We start from the raw sequence: 19,028 nt of genomic DNA, 5'->3' as shown, positions 1-19,028 counted from the left end.
AATAGGCCTTGTAGATCAGAAGAGGAAACAGGCGCTGCCGGAGGGCAACTTGTCAGCAATATGATTTACAGGAATAAAGCCAGAGCCGCTCCGAAGCATCGGACCGGCTTTTTTTATTGGCTGGTTCCTCCAATGGCTAAGAAAACTCATTTACCGTTATTCTTAAAATGCAGATACCATTTGATGAAGTTTCGTTTGGCTTTTGGCCGCAGGCCGCGATGAACGTCGAGCTTTTCTTTCAGATGTCCGAAGAATGATTCAAGGCGATTGGTAGTATAAGGAATTTGCGGATCATCCAGGTAGTGAAACATATTGGGTATCGCTTTAATAATCAGGCTTGCCGTTTGACGCAGCATCTTATGCCTGTACCAATATCTGCCGGTATCCGGGTTAAATGCTTTCTCATTAACATAGAACTTACTTCTTTCATACCAGTGGTAAATATCTGCCAGCCATTGATTGCTTTGTTCATAGGTCCTTAAATAAGTGATTTGTTTGGATAAGTATAACAGTTGCTGTGCAACCGGAGCCTTAGGATTCTTTGTAAGCCAGGTTTGGCTTTGGCGTTTAATGTGTACCAGGCATCGCTGGATCAATACATTTGGATAGACTTTACGGATAGCTTTTAATAGTGCTTTGTGCCCGTCGCAGGTGATACTAGCTATATTAACACCAAGCTTCTTTAGATTCTCCAGATCCTCCTGCATTTGTTCATAGCGCTCCTGATCAGTCATCCGGTAAAGCTGGGTATAACGGATATCATGATCGTAGTAAAGCACAAGACAAAGATCGTTTGGAAAGTAAGTTGCATCAATCAGCAGGTGTGCCTTTACCTTGCTTTTAATCCGTACTTCAGGTGCCTGCTCCAGGTAATAATGGAACAAGCGCTGTATGCTGCTTTGCGATAATCCACTGTCACGAACCAGGTATTTATAAACCTGCCGCTCGCTGACCCACTTCTCAAACCAAATAAATTGATTGCTGTAAGCGACCCCGGAGTTCGATCGGGTAAACATCATGCCGCAGGATTTGCACTTAAACCGCTGCCTGTCATTGCGTTTACCCCAGCCAATAACTGTCAGGCTACCGCAGGCCCAACACGCGTTTTTTTAACACTTTTCATAAACGAAAAAAGTCAATTGAAACCATTTTCAATTAACTCAATGTATTTATTTGATAGCCTGTTAGTTACAATGATTTTACCAACCATTTTTGACCACATTATCATAAAGTAAGTAGTGAGAATCAAGAAAGAAGGATAATCTCTTGCAGCCGGTAAAAAATGTAATGTATTACTGGTTCATTGCATCTGCCAGGCCCCTAATATAATTTTCGTCAATTTTATCGTTATGGGCGGTCATATAATCGGTTAATTTGCTTCCTTCAGCAGCAAATGCAGCCTTAATATCTTTTTTCCTGGTATTTAAAACTGCTAAAGTATTAGTGGACAGGTTATAAATAAAATAGGCATATTCGTCAGTATATTCATCATAGGTATTCCCTGAGCTCACAATGCCGTCGGTTTTAAAATTGGAAGGCACAAATTTGGTAATAAACAACTTGTATATTTTATATTTACTCCCGGCGCTGATCACCTGCAGATAAAGGTCTTTGCTGACCTGGCTAACCAATTCAAAAGTCATCAGCTGTCCCTTTGGGCTGAACAATGAAAACGATTTAATTGTTGCTTTATCTGCCATCATTACCGAAGCATTGGTTACGGCCAGGTAAAGGTCACCAGCCATTTTATCATAATTAAAAGTTACCTCTTTCATTTGCACCAGGCTGCCATCTTTTTTTATTACGAAACCAGGCACCCACTGGTTAAACAAAAACCGGCTGCCAACAGTCTCCCTTATCTCGGTAAAAACCATTGCTCCAATACCATTAAGGTGGCCTTCCATGTATTGCGAACTGTTTGTTTTAAACGCCTCCTGCAAAATGTCAAGATCTTTGTTTTTTAGTTTCTCGCCGCCGGAAATACTCACCGGGTTTTGTCGCAATACAATTTCCAGGTGGTTTTTACCGCCAACCTGCAGCGAATCATCCTGATAACCATTACAATTGATATTTAGCTGCGAAGTTGGTTCAACTTTCAGGCTAAAATTGCCGAGCGAGTCGGTAAAGGTGGCGTTCCTTTGCTGTTGGTCAAGTATAAAGGCGTGAACAACAGGAATTCCATGCTGATCTCTCACACTACCGGCGAGCGATATGGTTTGCGCCAGCAGAAAAACCGGGGCCGCAAATAAAAGTAAGGTTGAGATTATTTTTTTCATGTTTTAAGGTTGCCCCTAAAATAGCAAAAAAACAGATAGCCCAGGCAGGCTTAAGGTTAATTAATTCAGGACAACCAATTTTTTGCTGATCAGCTTTTGAAGGTAGATATTGATCTCCATATCGCCCATGCCAAATATTTTTTCTTTTTCCCAAAAAACGCTCAGGATCTCGGGCCAGGTTTTGTACCCGTAATTATAAATATCCAATAATTTCTGTTCAATGTAGTTGAGGCCTTTGTCATTAACCACCAGCCTTTTAAGCTGGGCGGATAGGGCAGGTTTTAACAGGTGAAGGCTGCCCCAGAAAGTGGTATTATTTAAAAAGCGCTGGAGTTTTTCTGCATCCCGCATGGTGTAAGCCGCCCAGGCTTCCGCCGCAAGCACAAAATCAATTTCGCTCAACTGCATTCTTATGGTATCGTACAAATAAACCAGTTCTTCGCCGTTTAGCTCCCCCATGCCGCGAAAGTTATCCTTGCCCGGGTAATCATTCGGGCAGATCAAATAAGTAGCCGGGGCGGAAAGATCTGTTTTTTGTTTCAGGTAGGTCATTATCCCTAACAAATTTGCCTGGCAATGCAGGTCAAACTCAAACCACAGGTTGATCTCGTCATAGGAATCATCCAGTTTGGCCAGCTGGTCCAGCACATTTTGCTGGTAATTTTCAGGTGTGTCATTAAAGGTCTCACAAATCCACTCCGAACGTTTTTTCCAAAAACTTGCCGATGTAATATTTTCTTCCAGCGGCCCTTCTGATAATACTTCGCGCCAAACCAATACATCGCCTTCAAGGCCGGTTTCTTCGAACCCCAGCGCAGTTGAATCGCCGTTAAGGATATGGAGGATGCTCATAAAGGGAAATATCAGGTATTATTATCAAAGATAAGAAAGGTTGATTTGTATTGTTTGATTTATAATGTCACAATTTCATGTTAATTTAGTGAATTGAAAAAGCTTTGACCTTTCGCTTTTTGCTTTCACCTTTATAAATATGGCAGATAACCTGAACCCAAATATCTTTTTATCCTATTGCTGGGCGAATGTATCCATCGCTGACGAAATTGATAATGATTTTAAAAGGATTGGCATACAGTTTAAACGTGATGTACGTGATTTGACTTACCGCAACAGTATAAAGGAATTTATGCAACAAGTGGGAAAAAGCGATTTTGTGCTGATGATTATTAGCGACGAATATTTGCGAAGTGAGAATTGCATGTATGAGGTTATGGAGCTATTAAATACGCATGAATTTGAAAAACGCATTCTGCCTATTATAATTGATAATGCTACCCGCATTTTTAAGCCTATTAATCAAGCTACCTATTATGAATACTGGACTGATAAAAAAAAAGATGCTGAAAAATTTAATCGCAAGCATGGCAACGAAGTTTCAATTGAGTATTTTAAGAAATGCAGAAACATAGAGGATAATCTTCCAAAGTTTTTTCAAATTATTACTGACTTTAACGCTTCGTCTTTTAAAAGACTAAAAGATGGGAACTATCGTGATTTGTTAAATATTATAGGGTTTAGTGAGGAACTTTTGTTAGAAAAGACCATCCAAATTGGGAATATAGAAGACGCAGAAGAGCGGGAATTAGCCCTGGATGTTTTTCTTAAAAATAACCCCAACAATAAATATGGATTATTTCAAAAAGCTTATCTAGCAATACCCGATAAACATTACAAAAAAGCTAAAAAATACTTTGAGGATGCAATCAAAGTGGATTCAAAATTTGCAACTGGGTACTACAATTTAGGAATACTTTTAGAAAGTTATTTTGGGGATTACAAAGGTGCTAAGATTAATTATGAGAAAGCAATAGAAAATGACCAAATGTTTACATTAGCACACAATAATTTAGCATTAAATCTACAAGAGCATTTTTCTGATTTTGAAGGCGCAAAATTTCATTTTAACGCAGCGATCAAAATAGATCCTTCAGACAAGAATTTACATTACAACTTAGCGAATCTTTTGACAAAGCATTTTTCTGATTTCAAAAGCGCAATATTTCACTACGAAGAGGGGATCAAAATTGATCCAAAGTTCGCCTTCGCTCACAATAATTTGGGATTACTTCGTACTAATTATTTTTCAGATTTTGATCAAGCAAAGATTGACTATGAAAATGCCATAAAAATTGATGTGAATTTTGAAGCTGCTCATTTCAATTTGGCAAAGCTCCTTACAGATCATTTATTAGATTTTAAAAAGGCTAAATTTCATTACAATGAAGTGATTAGGATAGATCCTAAACACCCGAATGCTTACAATAATTTAGCAGTACTTCTTGAAAAGCATTTCTTAGATTTTGAAGGTGCAAAGCATAACTATCAAAAAGCTCTAAAAATTGACCCCAAAAATGAGTTTGCTAATTTCAACCTAGCTGTCCTGCTTGCTTCACGTTTTTCAGATTTCGAGAATGCCAAATTTCATTATAATGAAGTTCTTAAAATTAATCCAAATGACAATCAAACACATATTAGATTAGCTATATTGTTGGGAGATCACTTCAATGACTTTCAAGGAGCAGAATTTCATTTTCAGGAATCCTTAAAAATTAAAAAGCTGCCATAAATCTATTACGTGCTAACACTCTTATAAACACATTCAAACTATCAACCATATTTGTTCCTCTTCGGGCTCTTGCAATGCACCGACCTCTATCCAATAAATCCAACATAAGTATTACAGACAACGAACAAAATGTCACCATAACAAAAAAATCCCGGCGAAGCCAGGATTTTTTTGTTATGCTAATCAGCAATTTTATTTATTTGCCTGACTTGCCGGGGGTACCGGTTGTATTGGTATACTTAGTGTCAAGCGTAATGTAATCTGTTAAAATCTGCCCTGCTTCTTTCTTTAAAAAGTCAAGGTCTTCATTCCTTGGTTTTGGCTGTCCCTGTTTTAATTCCGGCAGGCCCATAGCAACACGGCGCTGGTTATCGTCGGCAAATGATTTCTTTTCATCTGCATCCCTTTGTTTTTTAAGCTGATCTTCATTCAGGATAATACTTTTTTCACTATCATGCTTCTTAAAGTTAGCGATGTCCTCCATCAGGAAATTATAACTGGCGCTTTTTTGCATGCGTTGTTCGTGCAATGCTTTTAACTGCGGCAATACAGTTGAAAAATCGCCTGTTTTGGTATAATCTGATTTTTCGATAATGTCAAAAGGCATTGCCGAAGGCTCAGTATCTTCGCCATATTTATCCATAGGAATAACCGAAGGGAACTGGATATCGGGCACAACGCCTTTATGCTGGGTGGAGTTGCCGGTAATACGGTAAAACTTGGCGATGGTTAAATTCAACTGGCCAAAAACACTCTGGCTGCCTGTTGATACGGGCTTGCCATTTTTACCCATTAAGGAGGCAATCCTGTCGCGCAATGAGCTTTGTATCACTTTATCAAGGTCGATAGCATTTTGAACCGATCCTTTGCCATAAGTTTGGGTACCTACTATAATACCGCGACCGTAATCCTGGATAGCGCCCGAGAAGATCTCGGTAGCTGAAGCGCTAAACCTGTCAACCAGTACCGCCAGCGGGCCCGAATAAGCAATTGAGGGGTCTTCATCCTTATCCTGCTCTACCTGGTCGTTCGCGCTCCTTACCTGTACCACAGGGCCGGTTTTAATAAATAAGCCTGTTAGCTCGATAGCTTCCATTAATGAACCACCGCCATTTTCGCGCATATCCATTACAATACCGTCAACACCTTGCTGCTTTAAGGAGTCAATAAGCAATTTAACATCGTGGGTGGTGCTTTTATAGTTAGGGTTGCCTGATTTATAATCGTTAAAGTCGATATAAAAAGCGGGAACTGATATAACCCCAATTTTTATGGTCTTCCCGTTATAATCGTAGGTCTTAATCTCTTTTTTAGCCGACTCATCTTTCAGGATGATCTTTTCGCGTACCATTTCAACAACTTTTGGTTTGGATGAAACGCTGCTGCTTTTCGGCAAAATTTCCAGCCTTACAACAGTACCTTTTGTACCGCGGATGAGCGCGATGGCATTTTCAATCCTCCAGCCGATCACATTCTGAAATTCACCTTCTTTACCCTGTCCAACACCAACAATGCGGTCATCAACGCCCAATTGTTTGCTTTTATCGGCCGGGCCGCCCGGAACTATGGATTTGATGACGATATAATCATTGTCGATATTTAAACCTGCGCCGATACCCTCCAGCTGGCGCGACATATCGATATTAAAATTTGCCGCGTTTGAAGGCGTAAAATAATTGGTATGCGGATCGATGGCATTGGTAAAGGCATCCATAAACACCTGGAAAACATCCTGGTTGTTCAGTTTATTGGTTTGCGCCAACAGGTTTTGATAACGCTTTTTTAAAGTCTCTTTATCTTTTGCCAGGTCGGGATTAGCCAATTTCAGGTTGAGCAGGTCGTATTTAACCCGTAAACTCCAGATGTTGTCCATTTCGCTTTGCGAAGCTACCCATGGCAGGCTATCGCGGTCAAAAACAAATTTTTCGTTTTTGTCAAAATCAAAGGTCTTATCCAGCTGGGCGATGGAATAGTTAATGTGCTCGATATACCTTTTCTGGTAAACATTAAAAATATAAAATACATCATTCAGGTTGCCGGTTTTTACATCGTCATCCAAAACAGTTTTGTATTTGCTGAAATCAGCAATGTCCGAAGCCAGTAAATAGTTGTGGCTTTCGTCGAGCATTTTGATATACCTGTTAAAGATCACCTCAGACAATGAATCGTTAAGGGGAACTTTTTTATAGTTATAATTGGTGATCAGTTCAGATACGGTGCGACAAACAATGCTCTGCTGTTCGTCGGGCTGCAGATCATTTGAACCGGCAACTTTTATAGGCTTTGACGGAGCTGCATGGCAGGCGAGTGCTGCACCAACCACCAGCAATAAATAAAATTTCTTGAACATATCTTTTACGCTTTTTAAATCGGGGACTAAATAAAACATCAATTCTCGTGCCTGCTGATAAATAATTTCGCTAAAGTAAACAAAAAAGAGACGGCCTGAATTGCTGTCTCTTTTTTATGAATAACAATTATACAATAATGTTTCAATTGTTTCACAAAACATTTTGCTTTTTACTATATTGTTACAAAACAAGCAGGTTTAGAACTGATTTACAGGCCACTTTATTATTCGGCTTTGGTTTTATTCTGTGCCCCGTCGGCATAAATTAACACGGGCCGCTGTTTGGGCTGCTTGTTTTGGTTCAAATACTGGGTTGCCAGTTCGATGGTTTCGTAGTATTGGTTTAGCCCTTTTGCATAGGCCAGGTCATGCGCCTCGGCAAGGTCCTGCCGTGCCAGCAGCACATCACCCATAGTGGCTTTTATGCTGGCCAGTTCAACCAGGTTTTCGATGGTATGTTTATCGTCGTTTTGCTGGCGGGATATATTATTGCTTTGCAATAAAAACCATTTAGCTTCTGACAGCCTGTTTTGTTTAACATATAAACGCGCCAGTTCGCTGAAGTTATAGCTGGCATCATTGTAGATCCGGAAGCGCATATTGTGCTGGGCCAATTGCATCACCACATTTTCAGACGCTTCCAGGCTATATTGTGAACGATCGATCAATACCGGGGAAATTTTTGGATGAGGGGCTTTCTCAGCCTTGAACCTGGCAATATACCGGCCGCCTGAAAGATCTTCGTACGGCGTACGGGTGGCCCTTTTCTTTAAAAGCTGGTCGACGCGGTACCACTGGGCCGAGGCCGAAGTACATGTGGCGGCAAAAAAAATGACCAGTAAAAGTTTCATTTAAATCCTCAGGGCTTTAATCAGCTTGCAAAGTTAAATATAATATGCTGAAAATTGCAATTGCTAACTGAACGCTGCACACTTGCAAATATTGCATACAAAACCTGAAGATCCCACTTCGGTTTTTTATGCCGATGATCACATTTCAACCTGTTCAAACGCATTTTTTATCAGTATTTATCCGGGTATATTCGTTTGTAAATTCATTCCATTTTAATCCGGTGCTGGTTTAGGAATGATTTCTACCAGTATGTACATTTTAAATCTAAAGCCATGAATCACTTTATCGAAGCCGAAGTATCCGCCTTCAAAGCAGTTTTTGTTAACGGATCATATAATTTAAAGGAATGTATCCGGGTTTTTGTGCCCGTATTTTTAGTAATTGTTGCGCTTTACTTGACGCTTAGATCCTAAAACACAGCCCATCTGGCGGGGTTTCCAGATGGCCGCGGCACGTTATATTGATATATAACTATTTATATTTACAGCAAAACAAAAAGGCAATTACTGGTAGGGCGTACCGGACTATTGTTATAATGTGTATCTTTCTTCATGAGATTATTATTGTTCCCGCTTTATGCTGTAATGATGTGGGTAATGGCTGACCACTCAAAAATTATCTTCATTCAGCCGCTTGGAAATGTAAATAAAGAAGAGATCAGCCTGGTGAAGTCGTCGGTGGAACGTTTTTATCATTATAAATGCGTTATTAAACCGGCTGTAAGCTTAAGCGACGACATCCTTGCCGGCAGTAAAACCCGTTACGAGGCCAACCGGATATTGGCTAAATACAGATCAGGTGAAATCACCCTGATTTTAACTCAAAATGATATCGCTATTAAAAATCCGGAACGGCATACTAATGAATGGGGCGTGTTTGGCCTGGGCGCTATGCCGGGAACGACCTGTGTTATTTCAACCTTCAGGTTAAAACGCTATGCAACTAAACAACTTTTTCATCTTAGGCTGATCAAAGTTTGTTTACATGAGATCGGCCACAACCTTGGCCTTGAACATTGCACCAGCGGCGACAAAAGATGTTTAATGAACGATGCAAAGGGAACCATTAAAGAGGTGGATGGGGAAGAGCTGTTTTTATGTGCCAAATGTAAAAAGCAGTTATGTAATGATGGGGTTTGTTTGTGATGGATGAATAGTTCGATCCATTTTCTTATCCGGCAAAGTGCGCACAATGGTGCATGCAGGAATCAGCAAATTAAGGATAACCATAGCGATGGGTTTTAAACCCATTGCTATGGTTATCCTTGCCTACTCCCCCTTCGGCTCCCAAAGTTCAATAATGTTTCCTTCCGGATCGAGTACGTGAATGAACTTACCATAGTCATAATCAGCAATTTCATCCACAATGGTTACGTTTTCCTTTTTTAGTTCTTCCACCAGCGCGACGAGGTCTTCAACCCGGTAATTAATCATAAATGGCTTCACCGAGGGATCGAAATATTTGGTATCCTTTGCGAAAGTGCACCAGGAAGTTGACCCTGTTTTGGACGGATCATCATTATGCCGCCACTCAAATGTTGTTCCGTATTGGCCTACCGGCAGGCCAAGGTTTTTTACATACCAATCGTTCATGCTTTTGGGGTCATCGCATTTAAAAAATACCCCGCCTATACCTGTTACTTTTTTCATATTAATTATTTAGCTGGTTTGTTTATTGAATTATGCCGTCGCCGCAAGCGGTTTCGATTTCTTTTTGAGGATAAGCGCAGCTATTAAGGAAACCACCACGCCAACCGGCACAATTTCTGAATAGGTAACCATTATCCTGAAAAGGGCGCTTGTTTTATATTTTGTCATGGTGGCTGTCAGTTCAGCTGTTTCCTTTTTTACAGCTGCTGCGTTTGCGCCGTTTGCCTTCATTTCGGCTATTACCTGTGCGGTATATTTTTCGCCAAAGTCAGGTATAAAATATTTAAAATCTATCATCCAAACCACCACATACACCGTTGATGCGATGAGCGTTACCAACAGGCCAATACCCAACGCCTTACCAAAAGTAACCTGGCCATTATTGTGCGTATCCCGGTAATTTTTTATGGCCACAAAGATGAGTGAAAACGCCAGGATCATGGTGGCATAGCCCAAAAACATCCGCGTATTCATGTTTAAATGAGCGTGCAACCAACCTTCACCAACCAAAGCCCAGGAGATACTGATCATACCGGCTATTAAGCCGCAAACCCAAACTGTCTTTTTCATTTTGCTGATTATTTAAAGTTTAACATCTGCTCAAAATTGAAATTTCATGTTCATTTCTCCGTCATACTTTTGGGTGATTTTGCAAAAAAACGCCACAGTCACCCTTAAGCATGAAGGGATCAGGGGATCAAATTTAATCGCTTTGCTTTTTCAATAGCCTGGGTACGCCGTCCGGCTTCCAGTTTTAAAAACAGGTTTGAGGTATGCGTTTTTATAGTGTTTAATGATACAAATAAGCGTTCGGCAATTTCCTGGTTGCTCAGGCCGGTGGCCATCAGCTGCAATACCTCCAGCTCGCGGCTGCTGATGCGCCGCCTGTTTAATTCGGCCCCATTTAATATAAACCCTGTAACGGCAATCACCGGCTTTTCAATCACAACGGTGTTTACTTTTGGTTTAACCAGTTTTATGGCAAGCCAGATGCCAAGGGCAGTAAAAATCAGCGCAATGGCACCTGCATAAATTTCAAAGGCATGGTTAATGATCACAAAATGCCACTCCAGCCAATTCAGCAACAGCAATAACAGGGCAAGGGCTAAGCCGTAGATTATATTTTGCTTGTTCCGGACGATTGCCGCAATGATCATACAATGAAGTTTTGTTTTTTTACTGCATGCAATTTAAAAGAAATAATTTTTATTTAAGCAGGGCAAATAGCATTTGAAATGCCCTTAGCTGATTAGCGGCTTGCTTTGCCAGGCACACCCGGATGTACCTCCCAAACAGCTAACAAGTAAAAACGTTGTGTTTCATCTGCCAATGCGCACGATTGAAGGGGCGGGGTAAAAAACATGTTGCAGTTTTATAAGCGCTGATCAGTTTTTTAGTTTCGGTAAAGAATATCCAATAATTTAGACAAGTCGTCGTCCAGCAGGTGGAAGGTGTTTGAATAATCTGATAAGGTGTATTTGTCCTTATCGAAGCCCATTGCCCAATCCGGAAAAAACCGCACGCTGACCGGCCCTTCCATTAACGTGACCACCTGCTCATGCCTGGCATCTTTAACAATGTTTTGGTAAAGTCGCTTAATCGCTTCTTCTGCCCCCTCTATTAATTGTATATAGCTGTCTGCCAGGCAAACCAGCATACCAGTTACCCGGTGATTTTTATTCTCCGCCCGCGAAGTGGCTAGTAATTGCTCCAGCTCTGCATCATTTAAAATCCTGGTGGGTATGCTTGAGTAAATAAGGTAGTACAGACTCATGATTAAAAAATAAGTAGCTGAATGTAATGCAATTGTTGTTAATAACAAATGATCTGCCTCACTTTATATACAGGGGCTTTTGCGGAAAAGGGAGCCGGAAAAAGTTCATTAGCCGGCTGCGGCGCGTGGGTTTCATGCTACAAGGCCTGGTCGACAGACCCGATGAAAGAGGGAATTATCAAAGGCCAAATTCATCAAGGCAAAATGTTGCGTTTGCTACACGTACAACGCCCTGCAACAAAGCCATACACCGGGACCCTTAAAATATGGAAAATTGAAGTGAAGGATACGTCTTGTGGCTGGGTAGCTGGGTTACCCGTTTGCTATGCGATGGGCTGCACCCATCGTTGGTATATTACGTCCTTTCAGGACTTACTTTTTTTTACATCAGCCCTGAAAGGGCCTTATACGTCAACGCAGGGCGAAGTCCGGCGGGTTTGTGCGCAACCTAACAGCCCTGAAAGGGAGGCTATAGTGCTGTGCGGGAAAAGTGAAAGGCGCTACCCGGCGCAATCAGTATTTCACCTGCCTTTATGATTTTTGCACGGGTGAATTTTTTATTCCAATAGCTTGAAGTCGGTAAAAGGAAGCGGGTTCATTTTATCATTTGATTTTATAGGGTGCACAAAAGCACGAAAAAGCTTTTACCCGCATTGCAGGTCTGTTTCGTCAAACCGTAATACTTCAATTTAACGCCACATTTTCCACCCATTATAAACCAGTTGTTAATGAATACGGATTGCGTCCGCCGGCAGGGAATGCCAAATGCAAAATTATTTTGATTGCCGGGATTTCGTTATTTTTGTGTAAATTCATCTTGTTATGATTGAAACACCCGAAGAACAGTTGATGCGAAAAGGGACGATGACCAAATCGCCTTTTAAAATGACTTTTGAAGAAGAGAAGGAATGGCAAATTCAAAAACAGAAGGAGGCGAAGGCTTACCTGTTTTCGATAGGGCAACCGCTTGTTTATAAAAAAGACGGGGTAATGATAGCCGAGTATGCTGACGGAAGGATTGTACCTGTTCATTAATGTCGGCGATTCAAATTATTGCCGGGCCGCCGGGTATCGGTAAAAGCACTAAGGGTTTTGAGTATATCGATGAGGACCTTGATATCCTGAACGAAGATGAAATGCGTTTTAAGTATAAGGCGAAAGGTTTTGCCGATTACAATGAATATTCCATTTACAGGGTGCGCGAGATTATAAGGCGGAAACTGATCCGCAATGAAGATATTGCCCTTGAACTGAACCTGGGCTATCCCCACCAGTATGAATATGCTTTGGCAGCCAAAAAGTTCAATAACGAAAACCAGCTGAATGTTATCCTGTTTTTTACCGATAGTTTACAGTTATGTCTTGATAGGGCAAAAATAAGGTATGAAAGTGGCCTGCACCTGGTAACGCCCGAAACCATTACCGAAATGTATAACAATACCCTTCCGCTGCTTAAAACTAATTTCGATGCTATTGATAATTTAATTTAAATTAACGCAACCGAAGAAAATGATTTTTTTACCGTAGCTGAATATAGTAAGGCAACTAAAAAGCTGGAATTGCGCAGCCAAAATCCGGATTGGTTTAAAAATGATTTGAGGCCTTTTATAGAATTATATTTACGTAAATCGGAATAGTTTGTTGGGTTGAGCGGGACGCTCAAAATATGGTAAGTTCAAGTGAAAGACACTTGAACTGGCGGGGGCAGGTGGGTTATTCCTGTCGTTATGCGATGGGCTGCACCCATCGTTGGTATATTACGTCCTTTCAGGACTTACTTTTTTTTACATCAGCCCTGAAAGGGCCTTATACGTCAACGCCGGGCGAAGTCCGGCGGGTATCGGTACACCCGGCGAGCCCTGAAAGGGCGTTATACTTCTACGCGGGGCGATATAGGCGCGGTTAATATGAGCCGGTGAAACCCTGACATTAAATGCAATATTCAATGTCTTCCCGAGGTTTCCATGACAGAATTTGATGTCCGATTTCTATACTTGGTAGTAGCTAACCCAGTGGGATACCCAACAAATGAATTAAATGCTCTTTTTATAAGGATTTTTCTTTAAAAATCCAAGCAAAATACAGAATTTATTTGCGTACCAGGTGTCCCACGTTTATTCATCTGTATCGGGTGGTTCACGCGTTTCCCGCGCTTTTCCTTCCGCAAACCATCATGTGGGGGCTAAATGCCAGCAGCTCGCGGTTTTGTTCGTTGGTTTTAAGCAGGTTCATCATGGCGGCCTTCTTTTGGGGGTTGGAGCGGCTTTCAAAGTATTTACTGTCGAGCCAGATCATTCCCTCCACGGCAAACAGCTCCAGGCTGGCAAAGCCGGCTTCCTTTACTTCATCCAGCAGCTCATCCGGTTTATGGAAAAAGGCCTCGGGCAAAATGCCGGGCCAGCTGGCCGGCGGGTTGTGGATGCCGGTTTGCAGTTCGCTCTGGCACATGGCGTAAAACTGCGGGTCGTGGATCATTCCGTTTAATAAGCCTGTTAATGTGGATACGGTATGGTTGATGGCAAAGGCCAGCAAAACGCCATTGGGTTTAAGTACGCGGTAAGCTTCGTAAAGAGCCTTCAACCTGTCGGCCTTTTTTTGTAAATGGTATAAAGGGCCGTGCAGGATCAACACATCGGCAGAATTATCCGGAAAGTCCAGCTGCCTCGCTTCGCCCAATGTTGCTTTAAACGGCTTTTTAAGCTTAGCAGCCCGTTTTTGGGCCTGCTGGATATGTTTATGTACCGGGTCGATCAAATAAACCGTATGCCCCAAGCCAGCCAGCCATTCGGCATAAACGCCCGGGCCGCCGCCCACGTCTACAATGACGCCGCCATTTGCCGGTATGCGGCTGGCGATCAGTTCCTGGTTCCGTTCCAACTCCAAAGGGCCGAGGCCATAGGTTAATCGTTTATCTTCGGCAGCGCCGGCATAAAATGCATCTATCCCGCTGCTAATGAGGGTATTTTCGGCCATATAATATAAATAGCTTATTTGTTAAATATTTTGGCACAATTTACTTGTTTTCAATGAATTACCTTAAATTTAATTTCTCAACCAGTAAATCTTAATTTTATGGAACCATTAGTAAACCAGGAGAACGGTAAAACCGCCGGTATCATCAGTTATCTTACTATTGTAGGCTGGCTCATCGCCTATTTCGGATTTCACCAGGGTAATAAAACCGCTTTAGGCAGTTACCAATTACGGCAAACTTTGCTATTACACCTGATTTTTATGATCGTAAGGTATGGACTGGGGTTTGTATTGGGCGCTATGTGGCTGTCAGGAGGCTTCTTTTCATTAGTATCTCTCCTTTGGCTGATAAACGTGGCGTTTTTTGTTCTTTGGATAATAGGGTTCATTGGCGCCATCAACGGCGAAGAAAAGCCAATTCCTTTTATTGGCGCTATGGCACAAACCATGTTTGCCGGGATATGACCGGGGCGGGTAGTTGATCAAACATAGCAAGGAAACTACTTCCATGAACTATGAACCATCAACCATGAACTAACCTACAGCAACAGGGCATCTACATGATGCGCATGCACGATCCCCTCGCATGGCGACCATGAAAACACGGTAAACCTTCCGTCCTGGGATGAAACCAGGGCGATGGCCTCGCGTTGGTTAAACACAAATTGCGCCGCCGAGAGGTGCCTGGTACCCCCATTTTGTGAGGGATGAATAATTACGCCGATGTTGCCTATTACGGGTTCAGTCACCAGCATTTGTTCAACGGAGCCCCCATTTGATGACAGCCCTATTTTAGCGCCGAAGGCAAGCAATTCCATTTCGTCGTTAATGATGGTTGCCCCATCCACCGCAGTAAGGCCCGCTACATTTTCAACGGTACGGTTAACTTCCTCCTGCCAGTGTACCAGGTCGGGGCCGCTAACTTTTTGTTCCATCAATTTTCTGAGCTCATCAAAAGCGGGGGTAACGGGATAGGTGATGGGGTGAATGATCGAGTCGCGCCAGGTATCGTTATCCTTTGGCACTACCAGCAATATGCCACCGTGCCCATGGGCCCGCATAGAAGCAGCCAATTGTACCAGCATATTTACCGAATCGTTCCACCCGGTGGGGGAATTATAATCAATTAGCGATGTTAGCATGGCAGGGCAGTCGGGCAGGCTTTTGCTGTCTTCATCAATGATCTTTATTTCATCTCCTTTTAACACAGCTACGTTGATGAATTTCCCAAAACCTTTGATACGGCGGTGCTTTACAACTAACAAACCGGGTTCAATCACCTCCAGCACAAAACAGCAATCAGGAATGGAACGTGTGGTACCCCAAACATAAAGGTCGCCGTTCTCATCATCCCAGATGCCGAGGTGAATGCCTGACCGTTCAACAGCCGGTGCAAGTTTGGTAAGTAAATAGGGTGTTAATAATATGCGTTCTTCAAAAACAAGCGGCTGACCCGCCAGCTGCGGCGGCAAATAGGCCAGTGATATTTTAGGCGAACGGCTCTCTTCCTTTCGCAAACTGGCCCAAAATGCTACATCAATTACCGAACTGATCACCCTGATGGATGGCGCAGGCGCAAGCTCATCACCCCCCTGCAGCAAAGCGGCCTGCAGCAGTCGTTCAAAATGGCTTTCAATGGCGGGGGCGGCAGTTGCGGCAGCCTGGTATGTTGATCTGTAGGTCATTTATCCTCGAAACAATTTAATAAGCCCCTAAAATACCGCTATTATATTTTTAACGCTAAAATTAGTATGAAGTATTACATAAGGATGGTTATTTAGTGAATGGTTGATTGGGTTAGATTGAGTTAATTTAGCTCAGCTAATCAAGTGCTCACTTAATCAACCCAATCAACTAACGCTCCATAGTATAAAAACCAATATTCGTCGGTATTTTCGAGATATCTGTCTGTTTATTTTCTTTTCTAAAAAATAATATTTACAATTGTGTATTATTGACACAATGACCAATTGTATTGAGAACCAATTATCAATTAAAATTTTAAATCATAAAAATGAGACTTACCCACAAACCATTGACTGCGTTATTGGTATTGTTCAGCGCATTTGTGCTGACAGCCCATGCGCAGGGTAAAAAACCACTGCCTCAATTAGGTAAAAGCAGCCTGAAGCAGGTTGTGGACGCAATGACCGTTGAAGAAAAGGCCAAACTGGTAGTAGGCATGGGCTTTAAAATGCCCGGTATGCCCCCACCTGTAAAAGGCGAAAAGCCAAAACCTGTGAATATTGGCGGTTTTACACTCCCTCCGTCAGACCCTGAAGCTTATGATGTACCCGAAAAAGTTGCCGGTACTGCCGGCCGCACCCACGCGATTCTTCGTTTAGGTATCCCGTCCATCACTGTTTCTGACGGACCGGCCGGATTGAGGATTGACCCCACCCGCCCGAATGACAAAAAAACTTATTATGCAACTGCTTTCCCGGTAGCTACTTTGCTGGCTTCTTCATGGGATACTGCTCTGGTTAAAAAAGTGGGGGTTGCTTTCGGAAACGAGATCCGCGAATACGGCGTTGACGTGATTTTGGGACCAGCCCTTAATATTCACCGCAACCCGCTGGGCGGCCGTAATTTTGAATATTATTCAGAAGACCCCCTGGTTGCAGGCAGCATGACAGCCGCCATTGTTAACGGCATACAAAGCCAGGGGGTTGGTACCTCCATCAAGCACTTTGCTGCCAACAACCAGGAAACTAACAGGAACAGCATCAATACTATTGTAAGCGAAAGGGCGATGCGCGAGATTTACCTGAAAGGTTTCGAGATCGCTGTTAAAGCTTCGCAGCCATGGACCGTGATGTCTTCGTACAACAGAGTAAATGGTACCTATACTTCAGAAAGACGTGACCTGCAAACCGACATTTTGAAAAGAGAATGGGGTTTTAAAGGCTTTGTGATGACCGACTGGTTCGGCGGCAGTGATGCCGTTGCCCAAATGAACGCAGGGAACGATTTGCTGATGCCGGGTAATCCTGATCAATCAGACGCGATAGTTGCAGCCGTGAAAGGTGGTACCTTAAGCATCGCTCAACTGGATGCCAACGTAACCCGGATGCTGAAGATCATCCTTAAATCACCTACTTTTAAAGGCTATAAATATTCTGATAAACCCGACCTGAAAGGCCACGCAGCCGTTTCGCGTATGGCTGCCGCACAGGGCATGGTGTTGCTTAAAAATGAAGGCGCAGCCCTGCCCCTCACAAAAGGCAAAAAAGTTGCCGTATTTGGCAATACTTCCTACGCCCTGATAGCGGGTGGCACAGGCAGCGGCGATGTGCACAAGGCTTATACTGTAATGCTGCCACAGGGCCTTGCAAATGCAGGCATTAAGGTGCAGCCTGCGTTAGCTAAAGCCTATGCTGATTACATTGTTGATGCCAAGGCCAAACAACCCAAAAACCCTAATTTCTTTATGGCTCCGCCACCAATCCCTGAAATGGATGCAACCAGCCTGGTTGAAAAAGAGGCTGACGGCGCGGATGCAGCGATCATCACCATAGGCAGAAATGCCGGTGAGGGCGCTGACCGTAAAGTAGAAAACGATTTTACATTAACTGATGCAGAAAAAGCATTGATCAACGGCGTTTCTACTGCTTTCCATGCCAAAGGCAAAAAAGTTGTGGTTGTTTTAAATATAGGCGGTGTAATTGAAGTTGCCAGCTGGCGCGATAGTGTTGACGGCATCTTACTAGCATGGCAGCCCGGCCTCGAAGGCGGCAATGCGATAGCTGATGTATTAAGCGGGAAAGTAAACCCTTCAGGAAAACTGGCGTCTACTTTCCCGGTTGCTTACCAGGATGTACCTTCTGCCAAAAATTTCCCGGGCAAAGAGTTCCCGCGTCCGGCTGGCCAGGCGCCTAACCCAATGGTTGGAGCACCATCAGAAGTGGTTTACCAGGAAGGCGTTTATGTTGGTTACCGTTATTACGACTCGTTTAAAATTAAACCGGCTTATGAATTTGGTTACGGTTTATCATACACCAAATTTAAGCTGAGTGACGTAAAAGTAAGCGCACCTGAGTTTAAAGGCAGCATCAGTGTGAGCGTTACGGTTAAAAATACCGGGAAAATTGCCGGTAAGGAAGTGGTTCAGCTTTACTTAACGGCGCCAAACCAAACGCTTGACAAACCCGCACAGGAGCTGAAAGCATTTGCCAAAACCGGTTTGCTGGCCCCAGGCCAATCGCAAGTGGTTACATTGACCCTGCATGCAGGCGACCTGGCCTCTTTCTATACTGATAAATCAGCATGGGTAGCGGATGCCGGCGAATACAAAGTACAAATTGGTACATCTTCAAGGGAGATCGCAAAATCAGTAAGCTTTAATTTGGCCAAAGAAATTGTTACCGAAAAAACACATAAATCATTAACCCCACAGGTGGCAATTGATGAAGTGATCAACAAATAAGCATACAAACTAAAATAAACTATAAACTAAGCTGAGCCCCGCGACAAATTGTTGCAGGGCTTTTTTTGTGTGAACCAGGATTCGTAGGATTAAAGGATGACAGGATTAATCAGGCTACTTTTTATGCCTTCTGCCTGGCATCCT

The 19,028-nt window shown here is 42.7% G+C and carries 17 protein-coding genes and 1 pseudogene; 7 read left to right on the top strand and 11 right to left on the bottom strand.

What is annotated here, in order from left to right:
- Nucleotides 1–146: 146 nt before the first annotated feature.
- The 3 genes and pseudogenes from MgSA37_RS01255 to MgSA37_RS01245 all read right to left on the bottom strand — a co-directional run.
- Nucleotides 147–1,088 (bottom strand): annotated as a pseudogene (locus tag MgSA37_RS01255) (IS256 family transposase, variant Zn-binding type); the annotation flags it as partial.
- A 204-nt stretch (nucleotides 1,089–1,292) separates the two neighbouring features.
- Nucleotides 1,293–2,276 carry a carboxypeptidase-like regulatory domain-containing protein gene (locus MgSA37_RS01250; RefSeq protein ID WP_096349467.1) on the bottom strand — a complete coding sequence of 328 codons (984 nt, stop codon included), beginning with the start codon at nucleotides 2,274–2,276 and terminating at the stop codon, nucleotides 1,293–1,295.
- Nucleotides 2,277–2,336: 60 nt separating this feature from the next.
- Nucleotides 2,337–3,128, bottom strand: coding sequence for a DUF1835 domain-containing protein (locus MgSA37_RS01245; RefSeq protein ID WP_096349466.1), 792 nt, complete (start codon nucleotides 3,126–3,128; stop codon nucleotides 2,337–2,339).
- Nucleotides 3,129–3,267: 139 nt separating this feature from the next.
- Between MgSA37_RS01245 and MgSA37_RS01240 the strand changes: the two genes are divergently transcribed.
- Nucleotides 3,268–4,860, top strand: coding sequence for a toll/interleukin-1 receptor domain-containing protein (locus MgSA37_RS01240; RefSeq protein WP_096349465.1), 1,593 nt, complete (start codon nucleotides 3,268–3,270; stop codon nucleotides 4,858–4,860).
- A gap of 196 nt (nucleotides 4,861–5,056) precedes the next feature.
- Here the strand turns inward: MgSA37_RS01240 and MgSA37_RS01235 are convergent, their stop codons facing one another.
- Both MgSA37_RS01235 and MgSA37_RS01230 read right to left on the bottom strand, forming a co-directional pair.
- Entirely contained in the window at nucleotides 5,057–7,210 is a 2,154-nt protein-coding gene (locus tag MgSA37_RS01235; protein ID WP_096357179.1) for a carboxy terminal-processing peptidase, read from the bottom strand.
- A 224-nt stretch (nucleotides 7,211–7,434) separates the two neighbouring features.
- Entirely contained in the window at nucleotides 7,435–8,061 is a 627-nt protein-coding gene (locus MgSA37_RS01230) for a hypothetical protein (RefSeq protein WP_096349464.1), read from the bottom strand.
- A gap of 552 nt (nucleotides 8,062–8,613) precedes the next feature.
- Between MgSA37_RS01230 and MgSA37_RS01225 the strand changes: the two genes are divergently transcribed.
- The gene (locus MgSA37_RS01225; RefSeq protein ID WP_096349463.1) at nucleotides 8,614–9,207 is read left to right on the top strand and encodes a hypothetical protein; all 594 of its coding nucleotides are present in this window, start codon (nucleotides 8,614–8,616) and stop codon (nucleotides 9,205–9,207) included.
- Nucleotides 9,208–9,330: 123 nt separating this feature from the next.
- On the opposite strand, the gene MgSA37_RS01220 is transcribed toward MgSA37_RS01225, so the two are convergent.
- The 4 genes from MgSA37_RS01220 to MgSA37_RS01205 form a co-directional block, all read right to left on the bottom strand.
- Nucleotides 9,331–9,711, bottom strand: coding sequence for a VOC family protein (locus MgSA37_RS01220; RefSeq protein ID WP_096349462.1), 381 nt, complete (start codon nucleotides 9,709–9,711; stop codon nucleotides 9,331–9,333).
- Nucleotides 9,712–9,741: 30 nt separating this feature from the next.
- Entirely contained in the window at nucleotides 9,742–10,281 is a 540-nt protein-coding gene (locus tag MgSA37_RS01215) for a DUF4199 domain-containing protein (protein WP_096349461.1), read from the bottom strand.
- 119 nt (nucleotides 10,282–10,400) lie between these two features.
- A complete protein-coding gene (locus MgSA37_RS29500; RefSeq protein WP_096349460.1) occupies nucleotides 10,401–10,868 on the bottom strand; it encodes a response regulator transcription factor in 468 nt (155 codons plus the stop codon).
- 236 nt (nucleotides 10,869–11,104) lie between these two features.
- Nucleotides 11,105–11,485 carry a BLUF domain-containing protein gene (locus tag MgSA37_RS01205; RefSeq protein ID WP_096349459.1) on the bottom strand — a complete coding sequence of 127 codons (381 nt, stop codon included), beginning with the start codon at nucleotides 11,483–11,485 and terminating at the stop codon, nucleotides 11,105–11,107.
- Nucleotides 11,486–11,533: 48 nt separating this feature from the next.
- Between MgSA37_RS01205 and MgSA37_RS01200 the strand changes: the two genes are divergently transcribed.
- From MgSA37_RS01200 to MgSA37_RS01190, 3 genes are all read left to right on the top strand, one after another.
- Nucleotides 11,534–12,022 carry a hypothetical protein gene (locus MgSA37_RS01200; protein ID WP_096349458.1) on the top strand — a complete coding sequence of 163 codons (489 nt, stop codon included), beginning with the start codon at nucleotides 11,534–11,536 and terminating at the stop codon, nucleotides 12,020–12,022.
- Between the two features lie 285 nt (nucleotides 12,023–12,307).
- Entirely contained in the window at nucleotides 12,308–12,520 is a 213-nt protein-coding gene (locus MgSA37_RS01195) for a hypothetical protein (RefSeq protein WP_096349457.1), read from the top strand.
- Nucleotides 12,520–12,975 carry a hypothetical protein gene (locus MgSA37_RS01190; RefSeq protein ID WP_096349456.1) on the top strand — a complete coding sequence of 152 codons (456 nt, stop codon included), beginning with the start codon at nucleotides 12,520–12,522 and terminating at the stop codon, nucleotides 12,973–12,975. The genes MgSA37_RS01195 and MgSA37_RS01190 overlap by 1 nt, the downstream gene beginning before the upstream one ends.
- A gap of 646 nt (nucleotides 12,976–13,621) precedes the next feature.
- On the opposite strand, the gene MgSA37_RS01185 is transcribed toward MgSA37_RS01190, so the two are convergent.
- The gene (locus MgSA37_RS01185; protein ID WP_096349455.1) at nucleotides 13,622–14,458 is read right to left on the bottom strand and encodes a class I SAM-dependent methyltransferase; all 837 of its coding nucleotides are present in this window, start codon (nucleotides 14,456–14,458) and stop codon (nucleotides 13,622–13,624) included.
- A gap of 99 nt (nucleotides 14,459–14,557) precedes the next feature.
- On the opposite strand from MgSA37_RS01185, the gene MgSA37_RS01180 reads away from it, so the two are divergent.
- Nucleotides 14,558–14,923 carry a hypothetical protein gene (locus MgSA37_RS01180; RefSeq protein ID WP_096349454.1) on the top strand — a complete coding sequence of 122 codons (366 nt, stop codon included), beginning with the start codon at nucleotides 14,558–14,560 and terminating at the stop codon, nucleotides 14,921–14,923.
- A gap of 74 nt (nucleotides 14,924–14,997) precedes the next feature.
- Here MgSA37_RS01180 and MgSA37_RS01175 read toward each other — a convergent pair whose 3' ends face one another.
- The gene (locus tag MgSA37_RS01175) at nucleotides 14,998–16,143 is read right to left on the bottom strand and encodes a putative sensor domain DACNV-containing protein (protein ID WP_096349453.1); all 1,146 of its coding nucleotides are present in this window, start codon (nucleotides 16,141–16,143) and stop codon (nucleotides 14,998–15,000) included.
- 329 nt (nucleotides 16,144–16,472) lie between these two features.
- Between MgSA37_RS01175 and MgSA37_RS01170 the strand changes: the two genes are divergently transcribed.
- On the top strand, nucleotides 16,473–18,884 hold the full coding sequence (locus tag MgSA37_RS01170) for a glycoside hydrolase family 3 C-terminal domain-containing protein (RefSeq protein WP_096349452.1): 2,412 nt from the start codon (nucleotides 16,473–16,475) through the stop codon (nucleotides 18,882–18,884).
- Nucleotides 18,885–19,028: the final 144 nt, after the last annotated feature.

This window comes from Mucilaginibacter gotjawali (assembly GCF_002355435.1).
GTDB lineage: Bacteria > Bacteroidota > Bacteroidia > Sphingobacteriales > Sphingobacteriaceae > Mucilaginibacter > Mucilaginibacter gotjawali.
This window is presented reverse-complemented; position numbering and strand designations above follow the sequence as displayed.